This window comes from Comamonas sp. DB36 (assembly GCF_057914905.1).
Genome location: NZ_CP196631.1, coordinates 2,999,907 through 3,026,125 on the forward strand (window position 1 = coordinate 2,999,907; position 26,219 = coordinate 3,026,125).

26 protein-coding genes are annotated in these 26,219 nt (G+C 64.3%); 9 read left to right on the forward strand and 17 right to left on the reverse strand.

Translation table 11 applies throughout. From position 1 onward, the window contains the following. Positions 1-18: 18 nt before the first annotated feature. The 7 genes from ACSVDO_RS13980 to ACSVDO_RS14010 all read left to right on the forward strand — a co-directional run bounded on the left by ACSVDO_RS13980 (position 19) and on the right by ACSVDO_RS14010 (position 8,512). A complete protein-coding gene (locus ACSVDO_RS13980; RefSeq protein ID WP_489592859.1) occupies positions 19-3,198 on the forward strand; it encodes a tetrathionate reductase subunit A in 3,180 nt (1,059 codons plus the stop codon). A gap of 79 nt (positions 3,199-3,277) precedes the next feature. Beyond that, positions 3,278-3,943: a response regulator gene (locus tag ACSVDO_RS13985; RefSeq protein WP_332539659.1), complete on the forward strand. Its 666-nt coding sequence runs from the start codon at positions 3,278-3,280 to the stop codon at positions 3,941-3,943. Beyond that, positions 3,940-5,448, forward strand: coding sequence for an ATP-binding protein (locus tag ACSVDO_RS13990; protein WP_489592862.1), 1,509 nt, complete (start codon positions 3,940-3,942; stop codon positions 5,446-5,448). Before ACSVDO_RS13985 ends, ACSVDO_RS13990 begins: the two co-directional genes overlap by 4 nt. Positions 5,449-5,580: 132 nt before the next feature. Continuing rightward, a complete protein-coding gene (locus ACSVDO_RS13995; protein ID WP_489592863.1) occupies positions 5,581-6,240 on the forward strand; it encodes a c-type cytochrome in 660 nt (219 codons plus the stop codon). A 16-nt stretch (positions 6,241-6,256) separates the two neighbouring features. Beyond that, positions 6,257-7,237: a c-type cytochrome gene (locus ACSVDO_RS14000; RefSeq protein WP_489592865.1), complete on the forward strand. Its 981-nt coding sequence runs from the start codon at positions 6,257-6,259 to the stop codon at positions 7,235-7,237. A gap of 119 nt (positions 7,238-7,356) precedes the next feature. Beyond that, positions 7,357-7,665, forward strand: coding sequence for a hypothetical protein (locus tag ACSVDO_RS14005; protein WP_489592867.1), 309 nt, complete (start codon positions 7,357-7,359; stop codon positions 7,663-7,665). Positions 7,666-7,684: 19 nt separating this feature from the next. Further along, a complete protein-coding gene (locus ACSVDO_RS14010) occupies positions 7,685-8,512 on the forward strand; it encodes a TlpA family protein disulfide reductase (protein WP_489592869.1) in 828 nt (275 codons plus the stop codon). A gap of 1 nt (position 8,513) precedes the next feature. Here ACSVDO_RS14010 and ACSVDO_RS14015 read toward each other — a convergent pair whose 3' ends face one another. From ACSVDO_RS14015 to ACSVDO_RS14025, 3 genes are all read right to left on the reverse strand, one after another. Further along, on the reverse strand, positions 8,514-9,413 hold the full coding sequence (locus tag ACSVDO_RS14015) for an MBL fold metallo-hydrolase (RefSeq protein ID WP_489592871.1): 900 nt from the start codon (positions 9,411-9,413) through the stop codon (positions 8,514-8,516). A 128-nt stretch (positions 9,414-9,541) separates the two neighbouring features. After that, the gene (locus ACSVDO_RS14020; RefSeq protein ID WP_489592873.1) at positions 9,542-9,868 is read right to left on the reverse strand and encodes a plasmid stabilization protein; all 327 of its coding nucleotides are present in this window, start codon (positions 9,866-9,868) and stop codon (positions 9,542-9,544) included. A 56-nt stretch (positions 9,869-9,924) separates the two neighbouring features. Beyond that, the gene (locus ACSVDO_RS14025) at positions 9,925-10,047 is read right to left on the reverse strand and encodes a hypothetical protein (RefSeq protein ID WP_489592875.1); all 123 of its coding nucleotides are present in this window, start codon (positions 10,045-10,047) and stop codon (positions 9,925-9,927) included. A gap of 139 nt (positions 10,048-10,186) precedes the next feature. Here ACSVDO_RS14025 and ACSVDO_RS14030 point away from each other — a divergent pair, with 139 nt between their 5' ends. Continuing rightward, positions 10,187-11,284 (forward strand): alkaline phosphatase D family protein, encoded by a 1,098-nt coding sequence (locus tag ACSVDO_RS14030; protein WP_489592877.1) that lies wholly within the window; start codon positions 10,187-10,189, stop codon positions 11,282-11,284. On the opposite strand, the gene ACSVDO_RS14035 is transcribed toward ACSVDO_RS14030, so the two are convergent. Beyond that, positions 11,281-12,003, reverse strand: coding sequence for a flagellin N-terminal helical domain-containing protein (locus ACSVDO_RS14035; protein WP_489592879.1), 723 nt, complete (start codon positions 12,001-12,003; stop codon positions 11,281-11,283). The two genes, ACSVDO_RS14030 and ACSVDO_RS14035, sit on opposite strands and share 4 nt — an antisense overlap. Before the next feature lie 939 nt (positions 12,004-12,942). On the opposite strand from ACSVDO_RS14035, the gene ACSVDO_RS14040 reads away from it, so the two are divergent. Next, positions 12,943-13,146 carry a hypothetical protein gene (locus tag ACSVDO_RS14040; RefSeq protein ID WP_489592880.1) on the forward strand — a complete coding sequence of 68 codons (204 nt, stop codon included), beginning with the start codon at positions 12,943-12,945 and terminating at the stop codon, positions 13,144-13,146. Positions 13,147-13,268: 122 nt separating this feature from the next. Here the strand turns inward: ACSVDO_RS14040 and ACSVDO_RS14045 are convergent, their stop codons facing one another. From ACSVDO_RS14045 to ACSVDO_RS14105, 13 genes are all read right to left on the reverse strand, one after another. After that, the gene (locus ACSVDO_RS14045; protein WP_489592882.1) at positions 13,269-14,321 is read right to left on the reverse strand and encodes a DUF5677 domain-containing protein; all 1,053 of its coding nucleotides are present in this window, start codon (positions 14,319-14,321) and stop codon (positions 13,269-13,271) included. Positions 14,322-14,585: 264 nt separating this feature from the next. Next, positions 14,586-14,864, reverse strand: coding sequence for a hypothetical protein (locus ACSVDO_RS14050; RefSeq protein ID WP_489592883.1), 279 nt, complete (start codon positions 14,862-14,864; stop codon positions 14,586-14,588). Further along, positions 14,861-15,253, reverse strand: a complete 393-nt coding sequence (locus tag ACSVDO_RS14055) for a hypothetical protein (RefSeq protein ID WP_489592885.1) — start codon at positions 15,251-15,253, stop codon at positions 14,861-14,863. Before ACSVDO_RS14055 ends, ACSVDO_RS14050 begins: the two co-directional genes overlap by 4 nt. Next, the gene (locus tag ACSVDO_RS14060; protein ID WP_489592887.1) at positions 15,250-15,675 is read right to left on the reverse strand and encodes a glycoside hydrolase family protein; all 426 of its coding nucleotides are present in this window, start codon (positions 15,673-15,675) and stop codon (positions 15,250-15,252) included. Before ACSVDO_RS14060 ends, ACSVDO_RS14055 begins: the two co-directional genes overlap by 4 nt. Further along, a complete protein-coding gene (locus ACSVDO_RS14065) occupies positions 15,672-15,971 on the reverse strand; it encodes a hypothetical protein (protein ID WP_489592889.1) in 300 nt (99 codons plus the stop codon). The genes ACSVDO_RS14060 and ACSVDO_RS14065 overlap by 4 nt, the downstream gene beginning before the upstream one ends. After that, positions 15,968-16,366: a hypothetical protein gene (locus ACSVDO_RS14070; RefSeq protein WP_489592891.1), complete on the reverse strand. Its 399-nt coding sequence runs from the start codon at positions 16,364-16,366 to the stop codon at positions 15,968-15,970. The genes ACSVDO_RS14065 and ACSVDO_RS14070 overlap by 4 nt, the downstream gene beginning before the upstream one ends. Before the next feature lie 63 nt (positions 16,367-16,429). Further along, a complete protein-coding gene (locus ACSVDO_RS14075) occupies positions 16,430-16,843 on the reverse strand; it encodes a hypothetical protein (protein ID WP_489592893.1) in 414 nt (137 codons plus the stop codon). A 2-nt stretch (positions 16,844-16,845) separates the two neighbouring features. Continuing rightward, a complete protein-coding gene (locus ACSVDO_RS14080) occupies positions 16,846-17,988 on the reverse strand; it encodes a glycine-rich domain-containing protein (protein WP_489592895.1) in 1,143 nt (380 codons plus the stop codon). Beyond that, positions 17,985-18,920, reverse strand: coding sequence for a hypothetical protein (locus tag ACSVDO_RS14085; protein ID WP_489592897.1), 936 nt, complete (start codon positions 18,918-18,920; stop codon positions 17,985-17,987). Before ACSVDO_RS14085 ends, ACSVDO_RS14080 begins: the two co-directional genes overlap by 4 nt. Then, the gene (locus tag ACSVDO_RS14090; RefSeq protein ID WP_489592899.1) at positions 18,917-24,187 is read right to left on the reverse strand and encodes a phage tail length tape measure family protein; all 5,271 of its coding nucleotides are present in this window, start codon (positions 24,185-24,187) and stop codon (positions 18,917-18,919) included. The genes ACSVDO_RS14085 and ACSVDO_RS14090 overlap by 4 nt, the downstream gene beginning before the upstream one ends. Positions 24,188-24,693: 506 nt before the next feature. Beyond that, entirely contained in the window at positions 24,694-24,945 is a 252-nt protein-coding gene (locus ACSVDO_RS14095) for a DUF1799 domain-containing protein (protein WP_489592901.1), read from the reverse strand. 62 nt (positions 24,946-25,007) lie between these two features. Then, complete coding sequence (locus ACSVDO_RS14100) at positions 25,008-25,457, reverse strand: phage tail assembly chaperone (RefSeq protein WP_489592903.1); 450 nt, start codon at positions 25,455-25,457, stop codon at positions 25,008-25,010. 97 nt (positions 25,458-25,554) lie between these two features. Continuing rightward, positions 25,555-26,202 (reverse strand): phage tail protein, encoded by a 648-nt coding sequence (locus ACSVDO_RS14105; RefSeq protein WP_489592905.1) that lies wholly within the window; start codon positions 26,200-26,202, stop codon positions 25,555-25,557. Positions 26,203-26,219 lie beyond the last annotated feature (17 nt).

Sequence of the window (26,219 nt, forward strand, 5' to 3'; positions counted from 1 at the left end):
TACCTCACAAGATTTCCCATGAACGACAAGCATTCCCCCTCTTCCACACCCGAAACCACTCCGGACGCGCAGCGCCGCACGCTGCTGCGCACGGGCCTGGCCGCGGGCGGCATGGCTGCCTTTGCGGCCGGCTATGGCGAAACCCTGGTCAAGGCCGGCAAGGGCCTGATCACCGGCAGCTCGGGCGTGGCCACGGCCAGCGCCACGCGCGGCAATTCGCTGCTGCCCGAATTTCGCATCGACCCGGCCACGGGTCTGCTGCAGACGCAGCCCGGCCAGACCGTGAGCCCTTCGAGCTGCCTGGGCTGCTGGACCCAATGCGGGGTGCGGGTGCGCGTGGACACGGCCCACAACCAGATCCTGCGCGTTGCCGGCAACCCCTACCACCCGCTGGCCACGACCCGCCCTGCGCCCATGGAAACGCCGGTGCGCGAAGTCTATGCCCAGCTCGGCGGCGACAATGGCCTCGAAGGCCGGGCCAGCGCCTGCGCGCGCGGCTCGGCCATGCTCGAACACCAGAAGAGCCCGCACCGCGTGCTCGCTCCGCTCAAGCGCGTGGGCCCGCGCGGCGGCGGCCAGTGGCAGACGATTTCATTCGAGCAGCTGATCACGGAAATCTGCGAAGGCGGTGACCTGTTCGGCGAAGGCGCGGTCGAAGGTTTGCGCGCGATACGCGACACCGAAACCTTGATCGATGCCGACAACCCCGAATACGGTCCCAGGTCCAACCAGCTGCTGTTCACCGACGCCAGCAACGAAGGCCGCACGCCGCTGATACGCCGCTTCGCCCAGCAGTCGTTCGGCACCGTCAACTTCAGCAACCACGGCGCCTACTGCGGCCAGAGCTACCGCGTGGGCACGGGCGCGGCGCTGGGTGATCTGTCGGGCATGCCGCACGGCAAGCCCGACTGGACGAACTCGCGCTTCGGCCTGTTCATAGGCGCGGCGCCAGCCCAGTCCGGCAACCCTTTCCAGCGCCAGGGGCGCGAACTGGCCGAAGCGCGTTCGCGGCCCGAGAACACCTACCGCTACGTCGTGGTGTCGCCGCTGCTGCCGTCTTCATCGAGCCAGGCGAGCGGCGACAACAACCGCTGGCTGGCCGTCAAGCCCGGCTCCGATCTGGCGCTGGCCATGGGCATGATCCGCTGGATGCTCGACAACGGGCGCTATGACGAACGTTTTCTCAGCCAGCCCGGCCCGGCGGCTATGCGCAGCGCCGGCGAGGCGGCGTGGAGCAATGCCACGCACCTGCTGATCCACGCTCCCGACCACCCGCGCCACGGCCATTTCCTGCGCGGCGCCGACCTGGGCTGGGCGCTGCCCGCGCCCGCGGAAGGCAGCGAGACGGCAGAAGATGTCTATGTGGTGCAGCTGGCCGACGGCAGCCTGGCGCCCCACACCACGGATCAGCCCGCGCAGCTGTGGGTGGAGCGCGGCATCGCGCCCGCGGCCACGCCCGCAGCTCCGGCGCCTGCCGAACTGCCGGTGCGCAGCGCGCTGTTCGCGCTGCGCGAGGAAGCGCGGCGCATGACGCTGGCGCAATACGCGGCCGAATGCGGCGTGCCCGCGGCCGAGATCGAAGCCCTGGCGCGCGAGTTCACCAGCCACGGCAAGCAGGCCGTGGCCAACGCCCATGGCGGCACCATGAACGGCGCGGGCTTCTACACCGCCTATGCGATTGCCATGCTCAACCATCTGGTCGGCAACCTCAACGTCAAGGGCGGCTGGGTGCTGGACGCCGGGCCGTTCGGCCCGTTTGGCCCGGGCCCGCGGTACAACTTCGCGCAGTTCGCGGGCAAGGTCACGCCCAAGGGCGTGGCGCTGTCGCGCACGCGCTTTCCATATGAGCGCAGCAGCGAGTTCGCGCGCAAGAAGGCCGCGGGCGAGAACCCCTATCCGGCGCGCGCGCCCTGGTACCCCGCACCCGGCGGCATGAGCAGCGAAATGCTGGCCGGCGGCCTGCTCGGCTATCCGTATCGCGCCAAGGCCTGGATCAACCACATGAGCAACCCGGTGTACGGGGTCTGCGGTTTCGAGAACGCGCTGGCCGCCCAGCTCAGGGACCCGAAGAAGCTGCCGCTGTTCATTTCGGTCGACCCGTTCATCAACGAAACCTCGGCGCTGGCCGACTACATCGTGCCCGATACCATCACCTATGAAAGCTGGGGCGTGGGCGCGCCCTGGGCCGATGTGGTGGCCAAGTCGAGCACCGTGCGCTGGCCGGTGGTCACGCCCGCCGTGGCGCGCACCGCCGAAGGCAGTCCCGTCAATCTCGAAAGCCTGCTGTTCGCGATCGCCAGGACGCTGGCCCTGCCGGGCTTCGGCCCCGGCGGCATGTCGACCAAGGACGGCCAGCCCGTCGATCTCGAATGCGCCGAGGACTTCTACCTGCGCGGCATCGCCAACATCGCCTGGCAGGCGGGCCAGCCCGTGGCCGAAGCTTCGGACGACGATATCGCGATCACCGGCCTGGACGCGCTGATGCCGCTGATCACCCCGCGCCTGGCACCCGAGGAAGTGCGGCGCGTGGCCATGGTCCTGACGCGCGGCGGGCGTTTCGACCGGCTAGAGAACGCCTGGAAGGACGGGCAGGTCAAGGCCGACCACAGGCCCGCGCTGCAGATCTGGAGCGAAGGCCTGGCACGCATGCGCCACTCGATGACGGGCGAGCGCTACAGCGGCTGCCCCACCTGGTACCCGACGCGCCTGGCCGACGGCACGGCCATGCGCGCGCATTTTCCCGAACAGGACTGGCCGCTGTCGCTGTGCTCGTACAAGTCCAATCTGATGAGCTCGATGTCCATAGGCGCGGCGCGCCTGCGCCAGGTGCACCCGCACAACCCGGTGGCGCTGAATCAGGACGACGCGGCGCGGCTGGGCATAGCCAACGGCGACCGCGTGGAACTGCAGACCCCGGGCGGGCGGCTGCAAGGCGTGGCCATGGTGCGCGCCGGCGTGGCGCCCGGCGCCGTGGCCATAGAGCATGGCTACGGCCACACCCAGCTGGGCGCCGTCTCCCACCGCATCGACGGCCAGGCCACGCCCGCGAACCCGGCGCATGGCAATGGCATCAACCTCAACCGCCTGGGCTTTGTCGACCCCACGCGGCCGGCGGCCGACAACGTCTGGATAGACTGGGTCTCGGGCGCCGTCGTGCGCCAGGGGCTGCCGGTCAGAGTGGTGCGACTGGGCGTCTGAAACACGCCGACATACCGCAGCGCGCTCCTTTTTCCGCGGATCGGTGCACCATGGCGGCGGATTTTCTTTCTGGGCAGCCATGCATATATTGATTGTGGAAGACAGCGCGCTGGTCGCCAGCGGCATCAGGACCGGCCTGGAGCTGCACGGCTTCACCGCCGACATTGCCGCAAACGTGGCCCAGGCCCGCTGCCATGTCGCGGCCAGCCATTTCGACGCCTGCATTCTCGACCTGGGCCTGCCCGACGGCGACGGCCTGCGGCTGCTGGGCCAGTGGCGTGCCGCGGCGCGGCATCTGCCGGTTCTCATCCTGAGCGCGCGCGACCGCATCGAGGACAAGGTCGCGGGCTTCCAGACCGGCACCGACGACTACCTGACCAAGCCTTTCGATCTGACCGAGCTGGTGCTGCGCCTGCATGCGCTGCTGCGCCGCGCGGGCGGGCGCGCCAGCGACCGGCTCGACTTCGGCAGCTTCGCGATCGACATGGCTTGCGCCCAGGTCACGCGCCAGGGCCAGCCCGTGGAACTGGCGCGGCGCGAATGGGCGCTGCTGTCGGCGCTGGTCCAGGCCAACGGCCGCGTGCTGTCGGCCGCGCAGCTGCACGACAGCCTCTATGGCAGTGATCTTGACGTGGGCAGCAACACCGTCAACGTGCATGTGCACCATCTGCGCAGGAAGCTGGGCCAGGAAGTCATTGAAACCGTGCGCGGCCTGGGCTTTCGCCTGAGCGCGCGCGCGGCATGAACAAAGCCGCAAGCCTGCGCCTGCGCCTGGTACTGGGCGTTTGCCTGACCATGTGCGCGCTGTGGAGCAGCGTCGCCGCATGGATGTTCACCAGCATGCGCCAGGAGCTGCACAGCATGCTCGACGACCGCCTGATCGCCTCGACGCGCATGGTCGCCGGCGTGGTGCAGCAACTGCAGCCCGTGGAGCACGCCGCAAGCGAGCGGGCACCGGCGACCGACATCCTGTCCGTGATCGCGCGCGACGGCGTGGCCTGCGAGGTCAGCCTGGTGCGCAGCGAAGTCGATATCCGCCCCATTGCCCAGACCGCCAACAGCCCCGGTTTCAGCGATCTGAACGCGGCCGGTTTCGGCCACATCCACAAGGGCGGCAAGGACTGGCGCACCTATGTGCTCGAAGAGAACGGCATACGCATTGCCACGGCCGACCGCATCGACGTGCGCGAACACCTGGTGCAGTCCTTTGCCTATACGCTGATCCTGCCTTTTCTCGTGGCCCTGGCCGGCATCCTGCTGCTGACCTGGTGGTGCTGGAGCCTGGGACTCAAGCCCTTGCAGCGCCTGCAGCAGGAGCTGAGCCGGCGCCCGCCGCGCGACTCCAGTCCCGTGCAGGCCGGCCAGGACGTGGTCGAGCTCGCGCCGCTGGTGCTGAGCCTCAACGACCTGCTGGGCCGCATGAACGCCGCCATAGAACGCGAACGCCGCTGGACGGCCGACGCCGCCCATGAACTGCGCACGCCGCTGACCGCGATCAAGACCCATGTGCAGGTGGCGCAACTGGTGATGGAACGCACGGGCACGCCGCCGCCCCAGGCCATGTCCGCGCTGCAGCAGGCGGACCAGGGCATCAGCCACATGCACGAGACGCTGGAGCATCTGCTGCTGCTCGCACGCGTGGAAACCGGCGCGCAGCAGCAAGACTGCAGCACCCGGGGCGCGGCCCTGGTCCAGGCGTTCGAGCAGGCCTGTGCCCAGTCGCGCCAGCAGGCGCTGCTGACCGCGGGCAGCGCCGTGCCGCCCGCGATCGAGACTGCCATTGCCGACCCGGGGGCCTGGCGCTGGGAGCAGCTCGAAGTGGCGCTCGCACCCGCGCTGCTGACCTGCGCCATCACCAATCTCACGGACAACGCCTTGCGCCACCACCAGGGCGCGGCGCCCGTGAGCGCGCGACTGGCGCTGACGACGACGGGCCTGCGAGACGACACCGGGCCGCCGCAGCTGCTGGTGCGCATCGCGGACCAGGGCCAGGGAATGACGGCCGAGGAATGCGCGCTCGCGACCCAGCGCTTCTGGCGCAAGTCATCGGCGCTGCACGGCAGCGGCCTGGGCCTGACCATCGTGCAGCGCATCGCCGAAAGCGCGGGCGGCTGCCTGCGCCTGCTGCCCGGCACGGCACAGGCACCGGGTCTCGTGGCCGAACTGCGCCTGCCGCTGCGCCTGGCCGCCGATGCACGCGCGCCGGACGCACTGACCTTGACGGCAGCGGCACTGTTAACAAAGTCTTAATCTGGGCTCTTTAGATTCGGGGGTTTGGCGGCCTGCCGCGCGCAGGCGCGCCGTTTTGAACCACACCCGCCCCGCCTGCCACGGCGCTTGCCGATGCGCCGCGCATGGCCGGGCACCAACTCTCGCGACCCTATGCCTGTATTCAAGGCCCCCCTCCAAGGCATCCTCGGCCTTGCCGTTCTGTGCGCGCTGCACGCACCCGCTCTCGCCACCGACGCCGACGCGGGCGCGAAAATCGCGGCCCAGGGCGGCGCGCAAGGCGCTGCCGCCTGCGTCAGCTGCCACGGCAGCCAGGGCGAAGGCGGCGCCAACTTTCCGCCGCTTGCCGGCCAGCCCGCAGGCTATCTGCAGCGCCAGCTCGAGGCCATGGCCGCAAACCAGCGCAAGTCGCCGATCATGGGTCCACTGGCCAAGGCACTGACAGCCAGCGAAAAAGCCGATGTAGCCGCCTACTATGCGCGCCTCGCGCTGCCGGTGAAGCCAAAGCAAGGCGCGCTGCCCACCGCCAAGAGCAGCGACGGCGCCTGGCTGGTCGAGCGCGGCCGCTGGGCCGACGGCATTCCGGCCTGCGCCAAATGCCATGGCCCCGGCGGAGCAGGCGTGGGCCAGGACTTCCCGGCCATAGGCCATCTGAGCGCAAGCTATATGCAGAGCCAGGTCGATGCCTGGAAGAACCAAAGCCGCGATGCCGGCCCGCTGGGGCTGATGGGCGCGATCGCCCAGAAACTGACCGCCAAGGACATCGAGGACGCGGCCGCCTACTACCAGCAGCTGCACTCCGGTTCCCACTGATCGAGGCCATACGCATATGACCACGCAATCCCCCGACTCCACCACCGCTTCCGAATCCGGCAACGCCGGCGCCATTCTTGTCCTGGGCATCGCCGCGCTGCCGCTGGTGCTTGCCGTGGGCGGCATCATCTACAGCCGGCCCGACAAGCCCGTGGCCATGCCTGCCGCCGCCGCGACGCCGGCGCCCACCCTCGCGCTGCAGCCCACCGTTTTCAGCCCGCCCGCAGCGCGCGACATCCCCGACTCCAAGATGGGAGAATGGATACAGCGCGGCGAAGCCATCTTCACGCGCACGCCCGAGAACGCCGTCGGTTTCTCGGGCAACTCGCTGAGCTGCACCAACTGCCACGTCGACGCCGGCCGGCTCAAGAATGCCGCGCCCATGTGGGGCGCCTACCCCATGTATCCCGCGTACCGCAAGAAGACCGACCATGTCGACACCTTTGCCGAACGCGTGCGCGGCTGCTTCATGTACAGCATGAACGGCAAGGCGCCGGCCGACGGTCATGACCTGCTGGTGGCCATCGAGGCCTACGCCTACTGGATGGCCAGCAAGGCGCCGCTGGGCGAAAAGCTGCCCGGCGCCGGCTTCGTCAAGGTGGCCAAGCCCGCGCAGGCGCCCACTTTCGACGCCGGCCAGAAAGTCTATGCCGCCAACTGCGCGCTGTGCCATGGCGAACAGGGCCAGGGACAGAAAAGCGGCGGCGTCACCGTATTCCCTGCGCTGTGGGGCAAGGACTCCTACAACTGGGGCGCGGGCATGCACGAGATCGACAAGGCGGCCGGTTTCATCCAGTCCAACATGCCTTACGGGCTGCACAACGTGCTCAGCGACCAGCAGGCCTGGGACGTGGCGACGTTCATCAACAGCTTCGAGCGCCCGCAGGACCCGCGCTTCACGGGCGACGTGGCCCAGACGCGCAAGCAGTTTCACGACTCGCCGTATTCCAACTACGGCGTGGAAGTCAACGGCAAGCTGCTGGGCAAGGGCCTGTAAGAGCACCGTCGGGCATTGGAGGGCGGCGCTGCGCGCCGCGGCCTTCGCCCGCACAATGCCAGCAAACCGCGCCGCGCCCCGCGCTGCGCACCATTTCATCTCTCCATTGGAAACCGGCCATGACCGAACTGCCTCCCATCCTGTTGCACGCTCCCACGCTCGAATCCCTGGCGCGCGCGCGCAACAGCCTCATGAACGCCCAGGAAGCCAACCCCGGCGTGCGCGTGCGCATCATCGCCAATGCCCAGGCCGTTGCCGCCGCGCTCGACATTCCCCACGCCCAGGCCGATGCGCATACTTCGCTGTGCCCCAACACGCTGATGCACCTGCAGCGCGCGCCGCACGCGCCGCTGCAGGTGCTGGCCGGCCCGGCCGTGCTGGAGATCGCCGCGCTGCAGGCAGCGGGCTGGCTCTACATCCGCGCCTGACACCGCACAGACCGCCGCCATGGACAAGATTCTTCAACTCGGGCCGCTGGCCCTGCCTGTGTCCTGGCTGGTGCTGTTCATTGCCTGGCAGGCGGGCAGCTTCGTTGCCGAGCGCCGCGTGCGGCGCCTGGGACAGACGCTGGGCCTGCATGGCTGGCTGCTGCCCCTGGCGGGCTGGGCCGCAGCGCGCGCAGGCTTTGTCGCCGCGCACTGGGACGGCTATGCGGGCAGCGCCTCCAGCCTGCTTGGCATTCTGGATATCCGCGACGGCGGCTGGTATCCCTGGACCGGTCTGCTGGTCGCCGTGGTCTATGGATTGGTACTCGCCTGGCGCGGCCAGCCCGCGGGCCGGCCGCTGCTCTGGGGTCTGGGCCTGTTCTGCGCGCTGTGGCTGGGCGCCCATGCAGTAGCGCGCGCCTTCGCCGCGCCGCCCGCGCAATTGCCGCAATTCAGCGCCGTGGCGCTTGATGCGCGCAGCGTAGATCTGCCCGCATTGACCGGCACGCCCGTGGTCATCAATCTCTGGGCCAGCTGGTGCCCGCCCTGCCGGCGTGAAATGCCGGTGCTGCTGCAGGCCCAGCGCGACAACCCCGCGATCCGCTTTCTGTGGATCAACCAGGGCGAGTCACCCGAAGTAGTGCAGCGTTTTTCGGCCCAGCACGGCCTGCCGGCCGACGCCGTATTGCTCGACATCCAGGGCCGCCTGGGTCAGATGCTGGGACGCAGCAGCCTGCCCACCACCTTGTTCTACAACGCCCAGGGCCAGCTGGCCGATCTGCGCACGGGCGAGGTCTCGGCGGGCTCGCTGGGCCAGCATCTGCAGCGCATTGCCCCGGCCGCGCCCTGACTCACAGCCCTGGCGGCAAGGCGCCGTTGTTGAAAAATGCGTTGATCGGCACCTGGATATAGGCGCGGCCGTCTTCCTCGGCGGGCGGCAGCTTGCCCGCGCGCACGTTCACCTGCACGGACGGCAGGATCAGCGTGGGCATGGATAACGTCGCGTCGCGCGCGCTGCGCATCTGCACGAACGCGTCCTGCGTGATGCCGTCGCGCACATGGATATTGCCGCGGCGCTGCTCGCCCACCGTGCTGACCCAGGCCGCGGCACGTTCGGGCGGCGGGTAGTCGTGGCACACATGCAGCCGCGTTTCGGCCGGCAGCGCAAGCAGGCGCTGTATCGACAGGTAGAGCGTCGCCGCGTCGCCACCGGGGAAATCCGCGCGCGCCGTGCCCACATCGGGCATGAACAGCGTGTCGCCCACGAACACCGCGTCCTGCACACGGTAGGCCATGTCGGCGGGCGTATGGCCAGGCACCCACAGCGCCGTGACTTCGAGTTCGCCGATGTGAAAGCGCTCGCCGTCCTCGAACAGATGATCGAACTGACTGCCGTCAGGCAGGAAGCTGCGCTCGAAATGAAAGACGCTGCGAAACATCTGCTGCACTTCGCGTATGCGTGCGCCTATCGCCACCTTGCCGCCCAAGGCATGGCGCACATGCTGGGCCGCCGACAGATGGTCGGCATGCGCATGGGTTTCCAGTATCCATTGGAGTTGCCAGCCGCGCGAACGCACAAGGTCGATCACCCGGTCTGCACCCGCGCTGGTCAGCGTGCCCGACTGCGGTTCGAAATCCAGCACCGGATCAATGACTGCGGCCATGCCTGTAGCTGCGTCGGCGACCACATGGGTCACCGTGCCCGTGACCGTGTCATGGAAAGATTCAATCTGCATGCGTCCTGCGCCCATCCGATGCTCCTGCAACCTGCGCGCCATGGACAAGTCCATGGAGCCGAACTGAGGATTGTCTCAGCATATTGGAGCGGGCGGCAAAACGCCTGCACGCGCGGCGCGGGCGCCTATTGCGCGGCAAGATTTCAGGCCGCGGCGCCGGCTTTTTTCGCTTCGGCGTTGCGCTTGCGCGTCGCCGCGGCCTTCTTCGCCGACGCCGAATGCTGCTCAGGCGTGCGCGCCGCGGACGCCGCGCCGCCTAGCCTGCCGCCCTTGCGCGCCGCCGAACGATCCACCGGCTGGCCGCGCCCCGCGCCCGACTTCTTGCCGCCGCCAGTCTCCTTGTTGACCGTCGCCCAGGCGCGCTTCTGGGCCTCTTCAGGGCTTACGCCGCGCTCTTCATAACTCTCCTCGATATGCTGGGCCTGGCGCTTTTGCTTGTCGGTATAGGCGGATTTGTCACCTCGTGGCATCACGTTCTCCTTCCACCAGGCGCAAGGCGATCCGCGCTCCGGTGGCCTGCTGCGTTTTAGATGTTGGGCTCGTTGGCCGGGTCCTGCGGCGCTTCCAGCGGCGGCGCGTCGGTGGGCGGATCTATGGGTTCGGGCGAAGGCTCTTCTTCCTTGCGCGGATCCTTGTGAATCATTGACATGGGCGGTTCTCCTTGAACGCCTGTTGTACCAAGATTTCTCCTGGCGCCGAGTAGGCCGGGAACCTGCCATCAAACGGCAAGATGCCGCTGCTCGATTGGCCCGCCCCCCTATCCGCAGGCGCAGGCAAGCGCCTGGGCCATGCAGAAATACCGTACCGATCCACGCCTGCAGGCCGTGCACGAACGCTTCGCGTTGGTCGCCATCTGGGACGACCACGAATTCAGCGACGACTGCTGGGCCGATAGCGAAACCTACGGCAACGGCAGCTTCGCCAACGGCGTCGGCGGCAATGTGCATCAACCCCAGCGCCGGCGCAGCGCCAACCAGGCCTGGTATGAATTCATGCCCGCCGACATCTACTTCACCGCCGACGCCGCGGCCGGCATCCAGAACGTGCGCATCTACCGCGAGCTGCAGTTCGGCACACTGGCCCATCTGGTGATGACCGACGAGCGCCTGTACCGCAGCGACCACATCATTGCCGAGGCAGCGCCCCACCCCGCGACCGGACAGGCGCTGAGCAGCATGGGCAGCGGTTACATGGTGCCCGAGGCGCTGCTGTATGACACGCAAGCGCAGAAGATGGCCGCAGGCTCCCATCCGCTGACGCCGGTCTCCATCCTTGGCAACACCCAGCGCGCCTGGTCAGCGCAGGCCGCGGCAGGCGCCGGGATTGCGGCCCAGACCATTGCGTTTGGCTTCATACGCGCCGACGTCATTGCCAACCGGCAGAAATCCCGCTTTGTCGCGGATGCCGGAATGGCCCAGGCACTGGCACCGTTCTTCACGCGCTTGCTGCTCAACGCCGACCAATGGGACGGCTACAACGCCGAGCGCAAGGCCTTGATGCAGCATCTTCAGGACCACGGCATACGCAACGTGGTGGCCCTCACGGGCGACATCCACGCCTTCTTTGCGGGCGAAGTGCGCGACGACTACAGCGCGTTCGATGGCGGCAACCCGGTCATGGTTGACCTCGTGACCGCAGGCGTCAGTTCCGACTCTTTCTTCAACTACCTCAAGGATGCGGTGGGCTCGCTTTCGCAGAGTCTGGCAACGCTGGTCCATTACCCCTTGAGCCTGCCCGTGCCGGGCGCCGGCACCGTCGCGCTGTCCGTCAACCTGCTCGACTACACCCTGGGCGCGGCCACCCCTATGGAGGCGGCGACGACAGGCGCGCGATGTGCGCCCGGATTTCAGCCAAAAGCCGTCGCCGTGAAAGCGCGCAGCGTCTAACCGCGCAACAGTGCCGCGACCAGTTGGGGCATTGCATTGGCCTGGCTGAGCACGGCTACGCCGGCCTGCTGCAGCATCTGTGCACGCGTCCATTGGGCCGTCTCTGCTGCGTCGCCGGCATCGTCGATGCGGGGACGGCTGGTCGAAGGGTTGGCGCCGCTTGATTGCAGGCTGCCTATCGACTCCTGCATGGCACTTTGCCGGGCGCCCAGATCCGAACGTATTCCGGTCACCATGTCCATGGCCTTGCGGATGTCTTCGGCCGATTGGAGGGAGCCATCACGCGTTCCCATCGCAGCCGTGTAGTCGGGGCGATAGGCCAGCAGATTGTTGCCGTCCGCGATGCGGTTGATCTCGTTGTTGTTTGCCTCGAACTCTTTTTCCAGCGCCTCGCTCTCTTGTGCATTCAAATTTCCGCTGTCGGATTGAGTGCGCAGTTCCAGCATGCGATTGAGCAGCTGAGAGACCTCATTGAGTTCGGTATCCCGGGTCTGCACCTCTTTGATTTCGTTGTTGGCATTTTTCAGGGAGTCGCTCAAGCCGCTGGCTTGAGCCCGCAGCCGCTCGGCAATACCCAGACCGGCCGCATCGTTCTGGGCGGTATTGACACGCAAGCCCGCAGACAGGCGCGAGATGGAAAGACCCAGCATCCCCTGTGTCGTTTGCAGATTGCGTTGTGCATTCAAGCTGGCCGAGTTGTTGACGATTGCGAGTCCCATGCGAATCCTTAAAGGTCAAATAGAGGGAGTTTATGCCTTCAATTTACAACTTGCAAAACTTTTCCCGCGTGTAAAGGCTTGTTCTGAGGGGACGTCGCGTCGGGTTGCCGGGCGTTGCGGAATAACTCCGCTGCCTGCCACTTGCCGCGCATTGCCGCAGACAGGAAACGCCGGCCTGGCGCGGCCCGCCGCGGCCCGCCGTGGCCCGCCGTGGCCCGCCGTGGCCCGCCGTGGCCGCCAGACCTGCGCGCCACCGCCGCCACATCGGTCGAGGAGTCGAACGGAACGCCCAGGCGCTGGCGGTTCACTACATCCGTCACAAGATGAGGAAAAAGGTAAAGCCTGTGCGTTGAATTGCGGAACAGTCCGTGATTTTGCGGAACTGAGCGCGAGAATGATTGTGTGATTTGCTACAAAAAGCGCAGCAACACACCGTTGCTGCGCTTATGTATTGGTGCCCCGAGCCGGGGTCGAGAATGTAGCATTCATGCGGCTTTGCGGCGATTTCCGTGAACTTTTCGTGCAGAGAGAAAAACTTCACAGTCGCGCAGTCTGACGCCGACCCGACACAATCATATCCTTCTGCGCAGCTTTTTCCTGACAGGCAATCACTGTATGCGCGTACAGTATCGGCATGTGGTGCACAGTTCACGTTCTCTATGAAAAAGGCCGGCGCATTCCTGCGGGAGCCGCCCAGGCCAATGGCATCTATGGCTGGCTGTACATGCGCTCCGAAACGCCCGTCGTGCGCATGCCCAAGCCCGAAGCCTTTCTTTTGCGCGGGCCTGATGGAAATCCGGGCCGGCCCATGCTGCATTTGGAAAACTGCTCCCTTCGCGCCATTGTTGGTGGAGGCATCCGCCTGGTGGGCTGTGATATGCACCTAGCCAGCCAGCCAGCCGTGCACCAGTCGTGGTGGGTCATCCCCGGGGAGCGGCAGTGATCCACACCTACCCCACCCTCCTGCGCACCCCGAATCCGCATTACGACTGGCCCCTGGAGCACATACTGCCCGGGCTGCCTGCCGACTACACCGTCTTCGAGGTGTTCCCGGGCCGCTTCACAGTGCGCCACAAGTGCGGGAAGTGCATCTACTTTGGTGATGGGCCCGTCGAAGTCGTGCGGTCGCCGGCGCCGTTTTAGCCAAACCCTCTCAACGAACCATTCGCGCCCTGCGAAATGTCCATGCCGCAACAACGCAGCCAAGTAGCGAAACATGGCTTTCGTTGAGGGGCTTCTCACTTTTTCGCATGGATATTATTTTATTACCCAAATTCTTGATTTTCATTTTTCTCACGGCACCGAAGAAATGTGGGGCCTATTTCCTCATGAAGTGATTTCACAACCTTCAGACTTACAACACTATCAATGTTTGGGGACTGCATCAGCAATACACAAGTCACCTGATATAACGAGATAGCCATGGCATCTGCAGGATCCGTCATGCCAAAATTACTTGACCCCACAAGAAGCACTTGGCTTGTATCGGGATTAGACAAAGATTTATTAATAGCCTTTGCCCCCGCATGAATGTTTTGACTGGCCCACTTATAGTATGGCCTCCAATGATCCATCCCGACAGAATTTTCTATATCAGCGAAGTTCGCCTTTTTCTTGCCAAGAAAATTCTCAGCCCACCCGTACGGATTTTTAAAATCTGAACCGTATTTTCCAATCACCTCTTCATACTGTTGTTCCAAGCATCTGAATTCCTCATCGCCAAGCACTCCCACCTGTAGTCTATCAGCATAAATTCTTAACTGACAGGCACCTTTATAAGAGTCAACAACGTCATGACTGATAAATCTCTCAACTGTATCGCCACCACTTTTTTGCAAGAACAATGCTGTTATTGCCACTTCATGAAGGGCACGCCAGCGCGCATGAGCTCCATCAGCATATCCATTCTTTAACAGACACACTATTTCGCTTGAAATGGCACAAGCCTTGGCATGCAACCGAACCAAAACGTCGAACTTCAAATCCACATTAGCTGTAGCTTCGAGACGCAACCTTTCATTTTCACACGCCCCCACCTCAAAGCAAACTTGCACCAAGGTTTCAAGCTCATCAAAGCCATCTTTCCATCTTATATAGTGCCGCTCAACAAATTTTTCATGATTAGTCCGATGCTCAGAGAGCCCGAGCCCGGATGTATCCGCCTTGACAAATTTAAGCAGTGCCTCATGACATCTCCCTAAGAACTCTTCGTGATTGTTAGTTATTGACTCCAGAATGGCATCTACATCATCCTCCGACTCTGCCTTCAAAAGAGCTTCTTCTACATACTTATCAAATTCCCGTTGAAAAGCATCCATGCACGTCTTTCATTTTTCCGAAATGAGCATCAATATACAGCCATTTCTTTCATTCTCTATTTTGTAATGATGCGGAAAAAGCACGATTGACATTTCGTACAAGTGAGGACGCCTTAATACTGAATTAGTCAACGCCCTAAAGGTAACGCATCAGCCGCGACCAGCCCCTTGAGAGCCTCTACCTGAGAGGCTCGGGCTTCGACCAAGCCGACAAGCTCTCCAACCTCTCCCGCACCCTATGCAACACGGGTTGCGAGCTGCGTGTCACTCCATCAAAACAAGCGGGCGCTTGCAGTTCTCCAGCGCAGCGACCAGCTTCACCTCATAGCCTTCGCGTCGGTCGATCTCGGCCAGGGACGCGCGCAGCAGATCGAACGGGTCCGCGTCATCGGCCAGGGCTTCGGTCGGCATGCTCGGGCGGTCTGGGGTGGGCTCGCGGCATTCCACGGGCACGGGCACCTTGACGGTCTGGATCTCGACGCGCGGCGCGGTTGCGCAGCCACCCAGGGCTAGCAGGCACAGCAGAAGTGCGGCGCGCTTCATGGCTTGGCCCTTCCCTTCAACCATGCCGACCCCAAGGCCTGCGCGCTCGCGCATGCATCACCAGGCGCGGCCGGCGCCGTGGACAGCGTGTAGTCGGCGCGCTGGTTCAGCGCCTGGGCCTGCGCGGCCGCCGCGGCGCGCGCTGGCTCGGCCTGGGCCCGCCGCTGCGCCGCCGCACTCTCCAGTCCCTCCACGCCATCGCTGCAGGCCTGGGCCGCGCTGCGCGCGCCGTCGCGCTGCTGCTCCACGCCGGCGATCGAGGTACGCGCGGCCATCGTCTTGTCGCGCTGGCCCAGGTAGGCCCAGCCCAACACGCCATTTGCCGCCAGGCTGACCAGCAGCAGCACGGCCAGCAGCTGCCAGGCGTAGGCTTTGATTTGGCCGATCATTGCCACACCCCCGACCGCATCTGCACGGACAGGCGCTGCGCGCGCGCCGGCGTCTGCGTGGCCCACTTGCTGTGCAGCATGCCGGCCGCCGCGCCCGCGTAGTCGCCCGCCTTCACCATGGCCAGGGTATTCTTGAAGCCCAGCAGGCCGTCGACACCCATCTGGAACGCCATGTTCAGCATGACGCCGAACCGCGCCGGGTCGAGCTGGGCCATCCACGGCGCGCGGCGCAGTAGCTCGGCCTGGCGCTTGTCGATGTCATTGCTCAGCAGGTAGGCCGATTCCTCGGCTGTGATGCCGCCGCCCTTGCGCTTGTCGATCATGCGGCCCACGCCGATCGTCAAATAGCCCAGATGGTCGGTGTAGGCGTTGAGCACTTCGCCCTCATCCCGGCGCAGTTGCTTTGTCAGTTCGGTTTTCATGCGTCGTCCTTTCTTCGCATCGGGTGGGTCTGGCCATACCAGCGCACCACGTTGATCGCCAGGCCCGCCAGCACGCAACCAGCAAGCAGTACGCCGCCCACCGTGGGCCAGGAGCCCCAGAGCGCCGGCTGCATCCCGCTGGCCAGCGCGCCGGCCAGGAGCAGCGAATACTTGGCGCGCGCGGCGCGGAATCGCCGGCAGATCTCGGAGTTGAGCCGGCAGATGCAGGCCCAGGCGATGCCCGCGCAAATGATCAGGTTCAGTACGGCCAGCAGTTGATGGGTTTGCCACGTCATGTCGAACCTCCATCGCCGCCTGCGCGGCGCTCCAGAATTCGGCCAGCGTGCTGCAGCAGCCAGCGGCCCAGGCTCGGCCAGTCGTCGCCGACGCCACCGACCACCAACGCGATCGGCGCCAACAGCCAGGCGTGGTCATCACCACCCAGCCACCGGCCTGCCAGCTGCGCCAAGCTCACCGTGACGACGACGGCCGTAGCGTTGAGCCGCAGGAAGTACCAGGCGGCCGACAGCCGGGCCGCGGGGTCGCGCCGGCCGAGCGCCCAGCCCGCGCCCACCGTGCAGCTGATGAGAATCACGGCGTAGGGGCCGATGACGCCGGCCAGCGCCGGGCCGAACAGCACGCCGGCAAGGGCGATGGCCACGGAGACAGGGTCGAGTTGATTTGTGCCCATGTCAGGATCTTTCAGCAGGCGTAAAAAAACCCGCCGTAGCGGGTGCGGGTGGAGCGGCGCCGGTCAAAGCGTGACCGCCATTCGGAACAGGTCATCGAGCTGCTCGGGCGTGCCGCCGAGTGCTGCCCACATCTGCTGCAGGAACGAGTTCGAACGCTCCCACGTCCCTGCCTCGTACTCGATCAGCGCTTCCTCGCGATCTATCTCGTCAGGCATTGCGGCAATCAGCGTCTCGATGTCAGCGCGACGATGTCCGTAGGCCAGCAACGCCAGAAGGCCCTGGCGGCGGGTGCAGGAATGCGGCACTGGATCGGGCTGCGGCTCAGGCGCGGGCGGCGGACTGAATGCAGCGCCGTCATGCAGCCAACCGATGGCAACGCCAGCAGTCGCCAGCACCCAGTTGGCCTCCAGCGCCTCGGTAGCCAGAGCCATGTTTGCGACGACGCCGCTTTCAATGATTGCGTATGTTTTTGCCATGCTTACCACCATGTGAGTCGTGCTTGGCCGCGTGCGCCAGAGCCAGATGTGCATGAAGATCCAGCTGCGGCCTGCAACCGGATGCCCCCTCCGCCGCCAGAAGGGATGACACCAGGGTTTCCGGTTTGTCCAGTGACCGTGACATCTTTACCTGCACCTCCATTGCCAGCGGTCAGTGAAACCCCTGCAGTTCTCCACGAAGCGAAATTACCGTCTGTTCCACCGCCGCCGCCACCGCCGCCCATGGACGAATCGCCACCAGGGCCGCCCATGAACCGAGTATTTGGATCAGAGGCTGGAGGCACGGCTCCCTCCCCACCCCCAGCGCCGCCGTTTGCGCCACCGGCAGAGTTCGATGGAGCCGCAGAGGGGTACTGTGCAGAAGCAGCCAACCCGCCATAGGCGACTAGACCTCCGAAGCTGGAATTCCCCCCGTTGTTTCCCCTGACCCTGACGCCCGCCCCAGATGTAGCAGTCGCGGACACGGCGATTCCGCCAGCGCCGATGGTCAATGTTGTGTTTGTCGCCAGATCGGCAACGCGGATAACACGAGACGCGTATGAGCCGCCTTCACCGCCAGCCGCACTGGTCGTGCCGGACGTTCCAGCGGAAGCTCCGCCAGATGCGCTGCCCCCCAAAAGCTCAACAAGCACATAGGTGGCCGTGCCGAAAAGGGACTTGGGAATGGTCTGCGACGCTGTGTATTCCTGCGAGCCGCGAGCATTGACCACATCCCCCCATTCGACGCCAGTCTCATCGGGCTTCACCACCAGCGCCTTGCCAGCCTTGCCCACCATCGAAGGCAAGCCAGCCGCAGCGCCGGCTGCTGCTGCAGCAGCCCAAGCGCTCGCCGCACCAGCCTCGGATCGATTCGCCTCAATGTGACTTCGGTTTGCCTCGTTGAAGGCTTCGAGCGCTGACGTAGCCGCCTGCTCCTCAGACTCGCCGGCCGCCAGCGCCGCTTCATAAGCGGCCACTGCGTTTGTGTACGCGGTCAAGGCAATCTCACGATCGCGCACCGATTGCGCGCGCGTCGAGTCGCCCCAGGCCACCACCTTCGGGTTGAACGTTCCTGCGGTGCGATCTGCGTTCGTCGGGAACTCCGTCGAATGGATGCCCGCAGGAACCGGAACGATGTCGGTCATATGTAGCCCTTGCCTGTAATTTGAAGTTTTGCCGTGCGCCAGGTGTCAGCCGTGACGTTCCCGGAGATCAGGCCGAACGTGTTGAGGTACTCGTAGCGCGGCAGGCCGCTCAGGACGATGGCCACAGGCTTCGCCAAGACCTGCGTCAGGACGTCCGCCGCCTTGTTGGCCTGATCCGCGTCAATGACGACGCTGCAATTGATGTTCGTCGCCGACGCCCGTGGCACGATCGAGGTCGAGCCGTCTTCCTCGGTTTTGATGTAGCTGTAGGTCTTGATTTCGGCTGATGCGCCGTACTCGACGCCGCCGAACTCGCCCGTCCCAAGCAGCGTTTCCCAGAAGCCGCAAACCACCATGCCAACGCCGCAGACCCCGCTGCCGGCAGCCGTGATCCGGACGGTCAACTCGGCATCGGTGCCCATTGCGAGATCGGCGGCCAGGCGCTTGGTGATCTGGCGCAGCGGCATGTAGAGGTACTCGAACAAGCCGAAAGGCTGCTCGAACATGTCGCCGATCCACTGGTAAATGATCGTGCCGCCCGGGGTGTTGCGCAGCGTGATTTCCAGCTGCTCGCCGACCAAGCCATAGAGCGCCAAGCCGTTGAAGAACCCAGGCTTGATGACCAGCTTCAGCTCGCCCGCGCCAATGCTCTTGGTGCTGAGCTTGTCGTCAAACGCCGCCATGCGATTGCTGGGCCCGGTCTCGCGCCACTTGGTCGTGTCGGTGCCCGGCTTCACGCCGGTGCTCGCGGCCACAGCGGCCCACAATTTCCCTCCGTCGTTGATCTTGGTTTCCACGCCCGTGTAGGCCGTGCCGATGCTCCATGCGACCTCGCCACGCGCAGAATCGACAACGGGCACCGAGGTGCCCGTGGTGATCATTGCCGCCGTGATTTGGTTTGGCAGGAGCAGCATTGCGCTGCCCTTTGTCATGCAAATGCCTCCGTTGCCATGGCGTTGCCGCCTGCCGTGACGTTGTCGAACTGATCGGCCAGCTTCTCGGTGGCGGCGGCAACACGATTCATGATGGATTCCAACCGCTCCACTCGCTCGCGCAGGGCACGGTTCTCGGCCACCAGCTCCGCGCTGCTGCCACCACCAAGAGCGCCAGCCAGCTGCGCCTGGTTCCAGATGCGGCTTGGCCCCGTGGCCTCGAGTTCTGGCCCGCGCTCGCCTACGATCCGGAGACCGCCGGCGTGGAAGCCACCCTCGGCAAACTGCGGCACGCTGATGCCTGCAGCCGATGACATGGCCGAAGCCAGGCCGGCGATCGCGGGGATCAGCGATGCACCGATGGCGCCGGACAGCTCAGCGGGAAGGCCTTTCAGCACCTCCACCGTCAAGCCGCCCTGGTCGATCAGCTTCTGCGTCAGCGTCGACTCGGTCTCGAAAGCAGTGGCCGACTCCACCAGCAGATCGTCAATCAGCTTCTGCGTCGCCGCGCTGACCTTGAACTGCTCTGCGGAGCTGGACGCAACCGACTCCGCCGCGGCAATCTGGCGCTCGAGCTGGCTGACCTGGCTGGATGCCGAGGCCTCCTGAATCGCCGCCGTGGCCGCCAGCTCTGCCGCGATGCGACCCGACAGGACCGAGTAGTCCTGCTGGCTGACCGCCATCTGCTGCTCCAAAGCCAGATAGCTGTTCGTAATGCCCTGCAGCTCTTGCATGGCGCCCATATCGCCTGTGTTGACCTTTGCCAACAAGCCTTGGCGCTGGGCATCCAGTGCAGCCAGGCGCTCCTTGTCGCCCAGCCCAGACGCCTCACTGAAGCCCAAAGACTTCGCGTAATCGCCCAAGCCCTGCGCCGCGCTCAGCAGCTGCTTTGCCGCGTTGACCTGCTCGCGCGCCGCATTGGCCCGCGCCGTCGCCGCTGCGGCTTCCGCCTGGCGCGCTGCCTGCTGACCATTCCAGAGCCCCTGCTCGAGGTTGATGATCTGCTGCAGCGCCGCCACGCGGCCGTCCGTGGTTGTCGCGTTGGCATAGCTGCCCTGCACGACGCCCAGCTGCTGCGACAGGCCCGAGGTGTTGCCGGTGTACTGCGCGGCCAGGCCCGCCATCGTGCCGAAGTTCGACCAGGCGCCGGACATGGACTGAGCGGCAGTCTGCGCGGCCACTTCAGCAGCGGATTTCGCCGCCGCCTCCATGTCCTCGAACATCTGCTGACCGTAGTCGGCTGTCGAGGCGAAGTCCCCGGACATCGCCAGCAGCTTGGCCGCCAGTTCAGTCTGGCCCGATGCCATCGCTTCTTCGACCGTGCTGCGGAACAGCTCCTTAGCCTTGTCGCCCTCGGCGGGATCGATGTACAGCCCCATCTCAGCCAGGGCAGCCATCTGCTGCGCACGCTGAGTCAGGGCCCGCTCACCCTCGCTGTAGAAGCCTTGGTTGAAGGCATCCACATTGCTGACAAGCGGGTCCATGCCACCAGAGGCCGTCACCAGACCCGACTGCACCTCGGCCGAGAGGCCGGAGAACATCGCCAGCACCTTGCCCAGACCCGTCCACGATGTCGCCGCGGCCGCCGCTTCTTGCGCCGCATCCTTGGCCGCTGTCGCGGTCGCGTCCAGAAGGGTTTGGCCGTAATCAGCGGTCTCCGCGAACGATGCCGACATGGCCAGGAGCTTCCCTGCCAAAGCCACCTGCCCCGAAGCCATGGCCTCTTCCACCGTCAGCCGGAACATCTCCTTTGCAGCATCGCCCTGGAAAGGATCGATGTACAGGCCCATGTCGCCCAGCGCGCCCATCTGCAACTCGCGTTGCGTTTGCGCGCGATCGCCCTCGGTGTAGAAGCTCTGGTAGAACGCCCCTGCGTTGGCGCCGAGTGCTTCGATGCCACCGGATGCGGCCAGCAATTGAGTCTGCAGCTCTCCGGAGAGGTCCGCAAACATGCCCATGGTCTTGCCCAGGCCCTCGAACACCGATTTCACGGTGGCGATCTGCTGCAGCGCCGTGTTCAGCGTGTCGATGTCGGTTGCAGTCTTCAGGATCTGGCGGCCCCAGCCCGCCATATCCATCTTCTCGATCTCGCCTTTGACGGACTGGAAGATTTCGTTCTGGTACTGCTTGAAACCCTCTTCGCCGTCAGCAAAAGTCTTTGGCGCCCACTTGCTAGAGCGAGAGTCTTCCCAGTTCACCAAAACATTGCCCAGGGCGTCTGCGATCTTGAGCGAACCCCAAGAGCCATCCTTGCTCGAGTCGTCAGCAAACGCCGTGGCCACGCTGTAACCCGCAGTCTTGCCGAAGGAGACTGCGAATGCGTCGAGCGTTTGGCCCAGGCCCTGTGCAATGCCGCTGATGCCGGCCTGCATCGCTTCGCTGTACTCGTCGCGATGGCCCATGCCGAAGGTGGACTGGTTGTAGATCTCCGCGCCCGACTGCACGCCCGTTGCTTTGCTGTAGACCGCGCCCGCGCCGCTGTGCGGTGTGCCGGAATCGTCAAAGCCCTTGATGACGCTCAACAGCGCGACCGCCCCGGCGACCCAGGGCGCCGCAGCCATAAAGCCAGACATCAACGAGCCAGTTGAGGCGGCTGCTCCCGATGCGGCAGCGCTCAGCGTGCCCGCTTCCAGCGCAACCGCCGTGCCTGCCTCCATGGCCAGGTTGGCAGCAACCGCAGCTTGCGAGGCCGAGGTCGCTACGCCCGCCCACATGCCGTTCGCAGCTGCGAGGGTTCCGATTGCATCGCCGCCCATCAGGCCGACAGCATTTGCGCCAAGCAAGCTTGCGGAGGAGGCGCCAACGGACGCGCCGTAGAGCGCTTGGTAGCCCGCGCCGATCGCGCCCGCATTGTTCAGTACCTTCGAGCCGACGTTGCCGCCAGCCAGCACCGACTGCACGGCGGAGCCCTGCTGCCCCATGCCCAGCGCACCCATGACCGAGTTCACCCCGTACTGAACCACTGGCTGCAAGATCAGCGTGGCAAACAGGCGCTTGAGGTACTGGGCCGCGTCCTTGCCGCCACCCATGATGTAGTCGCTGAGCGAGCGACCGATAAGCTCGGCCGTCTTGTCCCACTCTCTCTCTATCTCCTTGGCCGCCTTCTCATTGGCCTCGCGAACGCCCTTCTGCTGAAGCACGCCCTGCAGTTCCTTGCGGGCGCGCAGCTCGCGCTCCAGCGCGTCGATGGTGGCCTGCGATTCAGCACCAGCTCGCGCCTGGGCCAGATGGTCCTCAAGGCGGGCAATCGTGAGACGCTCCATGGCCTCGGCCAGCGTGATGTTCGCCGCCGCTGCGAGGGCGTGAGCTTCCTCTTCCTGGCGCGCCTTCAGCAGCGCATCCTCGATCGACTTGATGCCAGCCTGGCGCTTGTCGGCCACCCGATCGGCCTGCTTGATGTCGTCCTCGATGGCCTTCTGTAGGTCCTTGCGCGCCTTTTCTTCTTCCTTGGCCAGGGCAATGGCGAAAGGCTGCTTCTTGATCAGGTCCTCGACATACTTGATGTACTGGTCGCGGGTGATCTCCCCTTTGGCAAGCTGCTTTTCCCCGCGCGCCAAGTCGTCGTAATACGTGCTCGACACGCCTGCAAGCTCTGCGTACACCTTGGACTGGTCGGCAAGCTCTTTCTTCGCTGCCCTGGCCGCCGCAGCGCTACCCTTGTTGGCCTTGTTGTGCTCTTCCGTCACATAGGCAAGCACGCGCTTGGTGTCGGCCTCGGATTTGCCGGCTTCTTTGGCCTCATTTCGGGCCTTAGTCAGCTTTTCCTGAAGAGTTGCCTCCTTGTCGAGCGCCTTGGCGTACTCCTTATCAAATGCCACGCGCGCGCCCATCACCCTCGCAGACTCCGCAGACACTGCGGCAGCCATCTTTTCAGCATCGGCTTTTTCTTGTAGCGCCCAGATTTCCTTTCGCAGGCTTTCGATGCCCTTCTCGCGAGATGCGCGCATCGCAGCGTTGTCGACCGCCAGCGGCTCCGTCAATTTCCGATCGAGCTCAGCAGTCGCTTGGCTGAGACGGTCGCCAATAGTGGAGGCGCGGCCCACATTAAGCATCGAATCCCAAGCTTCAGCTGCAGCACCCTTGATGGCGTTCCACCCTCGCTCGATGTAGCCCAAGGACTCACGAATTGTCTTGCTGCGCTCACGCATCGCACCGTCGAGGGCCTCCATCGCGACCTTGGACGCATCCGCCTTGCGCCCTTGATCATCGAGCGCCTTGATCTGCTCATACACGCTCGCCGTCAGGAAGTTGGTTCCTTCGTTGAGCTTAATTACTGCAGTTAATGGATCCTTCTGCAGATCGGCAAACTGCTCCGCCGTTTTGCTAACAGCTTGACCTGTTGCCTTCTCCCACTCGATCGCAGTTTGCGTGTAGCGGCGCAACTCATCGGCACCGCGCACGCCGGCAGCAACAAAGTCAGCAAGCCCCGATGCGGCTTGAGCCTGAGTTCCGACAACGCTGTCGATCTCTCGGGCGTACTCTCGCAACTGACTCATGGTGACACCCGAGGCGTTGCCAGTGAGCACAATGGAACGAGTAAATGCATCAGCCTCTTGGCTGCCCTGGTGGTACGCAATCCCGAGTAGCGCCACCACGCCAGCAGCTACCGTCATGGGGTTGACCATACCAAGGACGTATCCGCTCATGGCTTTGGCCGCCTCCCCAGCTCCGCCGAACGAATCCTTTATTTGCGCGCCTTGCTGCAAGAAGACGGTAAGCGGCGCCTGTCCGCCCTGCAGCGAAACAAAGATGTCTGAGAACTGCGCTGGCAACTGGCGAAGGGCAGCCTGCGTCTGACCGGCAGAGACACCCATTTTTCCCAAGCCGGCAGTAGCGGCAGCTTGCGCGGCCTCGGCGGCGCGCAATTGGGCAAGGTACGGCTCGAGCACATCGCCGCCGACGCCTCGCTTATTCGCTAGGAACTCGAAATATTTCGCCGTCCCTTTCTCACCCGCCTCGGCCGCGGCAGTTGTGCGCTGAATCGACTGGATCATTGAGCGCGCAGCCTGAGAGACTTGCTCCTCCCCCTGCTTACTCTTCTCGCCAGCGCCTTTGAATCCGTCGCCGAACTTCTTCAGCCCATCTTCCGACTCTTTTCCCGCCTTTTTGACAGCCTCTCCAAGGCCTTCCATCCCCTTGGCGGCCTTTTTGCCAGACTGCTCGATGTTGGCGGCTGCTCCTGCCACATCCTGCTTTATTTCCTGCAGCGTTGACTTGGTCTGATTTTCTGCAGCGAATACAAGATTGACTTTGCGCTCTTCAGACATCGCGGCTCCAGAAACGAAAAAGGCCCGCCAAAGGCGAGCCCAAAAAAGAAAACCCGCCAAGGCGGGATTTTTTAACTACGGGGACACGCCCCATTTATCGCGAAAATCTCTTTCCATCTTTTCGCACGCGGATGCGACCAATCGCCCCGTTGCTGGGTCCAGTGACTTTCGCCCCTGCTCGCCCCAGCACGCCTTAATTGCGGATCGACTGGCCGTCCGAGACTCTCCGTCAGGCGTGTTGCCTGCGCAAGATCCGATGATCATCATCAGAACGAAACCGCCAACAGGTAATCCAAGCACCCATTTCCAGATGCTGCTTTTCTTCTGAACAGGCTGCTCCGCCCATCGGTTAACGATAGGTGCCGATGATTCAACAGGCGCCCCGCAATTTGGACACGCCGCAGCTTTGTCACTTATTTCACGGCGACACTCAGCGCACGATATAAGAGCCATACCCCTCCTTAATTAACCGGATGATGGTATCAAATGGCCCCTCGCGACTTTTGTCACTCCTGCCGCATGACGTCTAGGGCTTCGGCCTCCAAGAGTCGAATATCGGCGAAAAGCAACTCATAGTCCTCAGCGCTGAGGTTCATGCGGTCAAGCTCGTGCTGCAGAGGCACGTAGTCAAGTGCCACAGGGCCATTCATCCCCACCCGCCACTGGCTGCCCACTTTGCGCCACAAAAGGAAGGCCGGGACGTTGTCGGGCCACACGTCCAATGGCTGCTGCTCATCCTCCCAATCTCGGTAGCTCATTCCCCAGAACTTGAGCTGCTCGGCTGTTGGAGCCTTGCGATAGATGGCAGCAGCTATGGCCTTCAGTTTCCCACGCGTCCCTTGGTGCAGAGATCGCGATATCCATTCCAAAAAGCCTGCGCAGCAGCTGGCGCCTGATCGAACAGCTCAATCAGCGTTTCCTTCGTCAGCGGGGGCATGGTGTCAGGCCAGCCCATCAAGTACTCCAAGGCGTTTGCGGCATTCACCGCGTCCCCGCGCTCGAACATCCCGGCGAAAGAGAACTTGTCGCCATCGATCTTCACCGACTCGCCAGCTTCGGCGGTGATCTGGTCCCAGAGATCGCCAAACTCCTTTCGCGTGCGGTACTTGAACTGGCAAGGGATCTTGGCGTCGGTGCCGTCGGGCAGCGGGAATTCGATAGTGTCAGAGATCGATTCGGGACGCTTACCCAGGATGAAGGGAGCGGGCTCTTTGCGAGCGGCCGGAGCAGCGGGCTTGCGGGCAGTGGTCTTCTTGGCAGTAGTGGTCATGATGAGCTTTCAGCGGGTGGAGAAAAGAAGCCCGTGCGCAGCCGCCCGCCCCGCTGAAAGGAGCGAAGCGGCTGCGTCGGTGCAGAGGGTGCCGGCGTTATGCGGCGTAGCGGGTCGTGCGGCCTTGCGGCGCAAAAGCAGCGGTAACGGTGTCGACCTGCCCCTTGGTCAGGGAAGGCATTTCGTTCAGCGCCACGTAGCCGTAGAAGTAGTTCACGTTGCCGTTGGGCTTGAGCACCTTCAGCGCTACCAGCAGACGATCTTCGGACGCCTTCTTCAGCGCCTTGTAGCCTGGCAGGCTGGGGTCATCGCCGATGGGGATGGTGATGCTGGTCGCCGAGAAGCCCGTGGGGATCTGGAACGTGTTCATGCTGGCCAGCGGCGCGACTTCAGCGAACTGGGCTTCGCCGCCCGAGCTGGAAGGGTTCAGCACCTGCTGAATTTCCTGCCAGGTGGTGATGGGCAGAACGGAACCGATGCCGCCGCCAGGGGTGAAGCGGTTTTCGTTGGTGGTGTCCAGGCCATCGATGGCGAAGGTGCCCGCGGCCGTGTTTGCCACACGGAACACGCGATTGTTCGCGTCATCCCAACCAGAAGTCAGGATGAACTCCTTGCCGTTGGCCAGGCCGTGTGCCGCAGCGGACGCGACAGCAGGGTTGGCGTTGGACACCGCGGTCACGGCAATCGCTGCTGCGTACACGGTAGAGATGAACAGCTTCGAGCCGTCCGGAACGGTATATGCCATGGTGGGCCTTTCGGAAA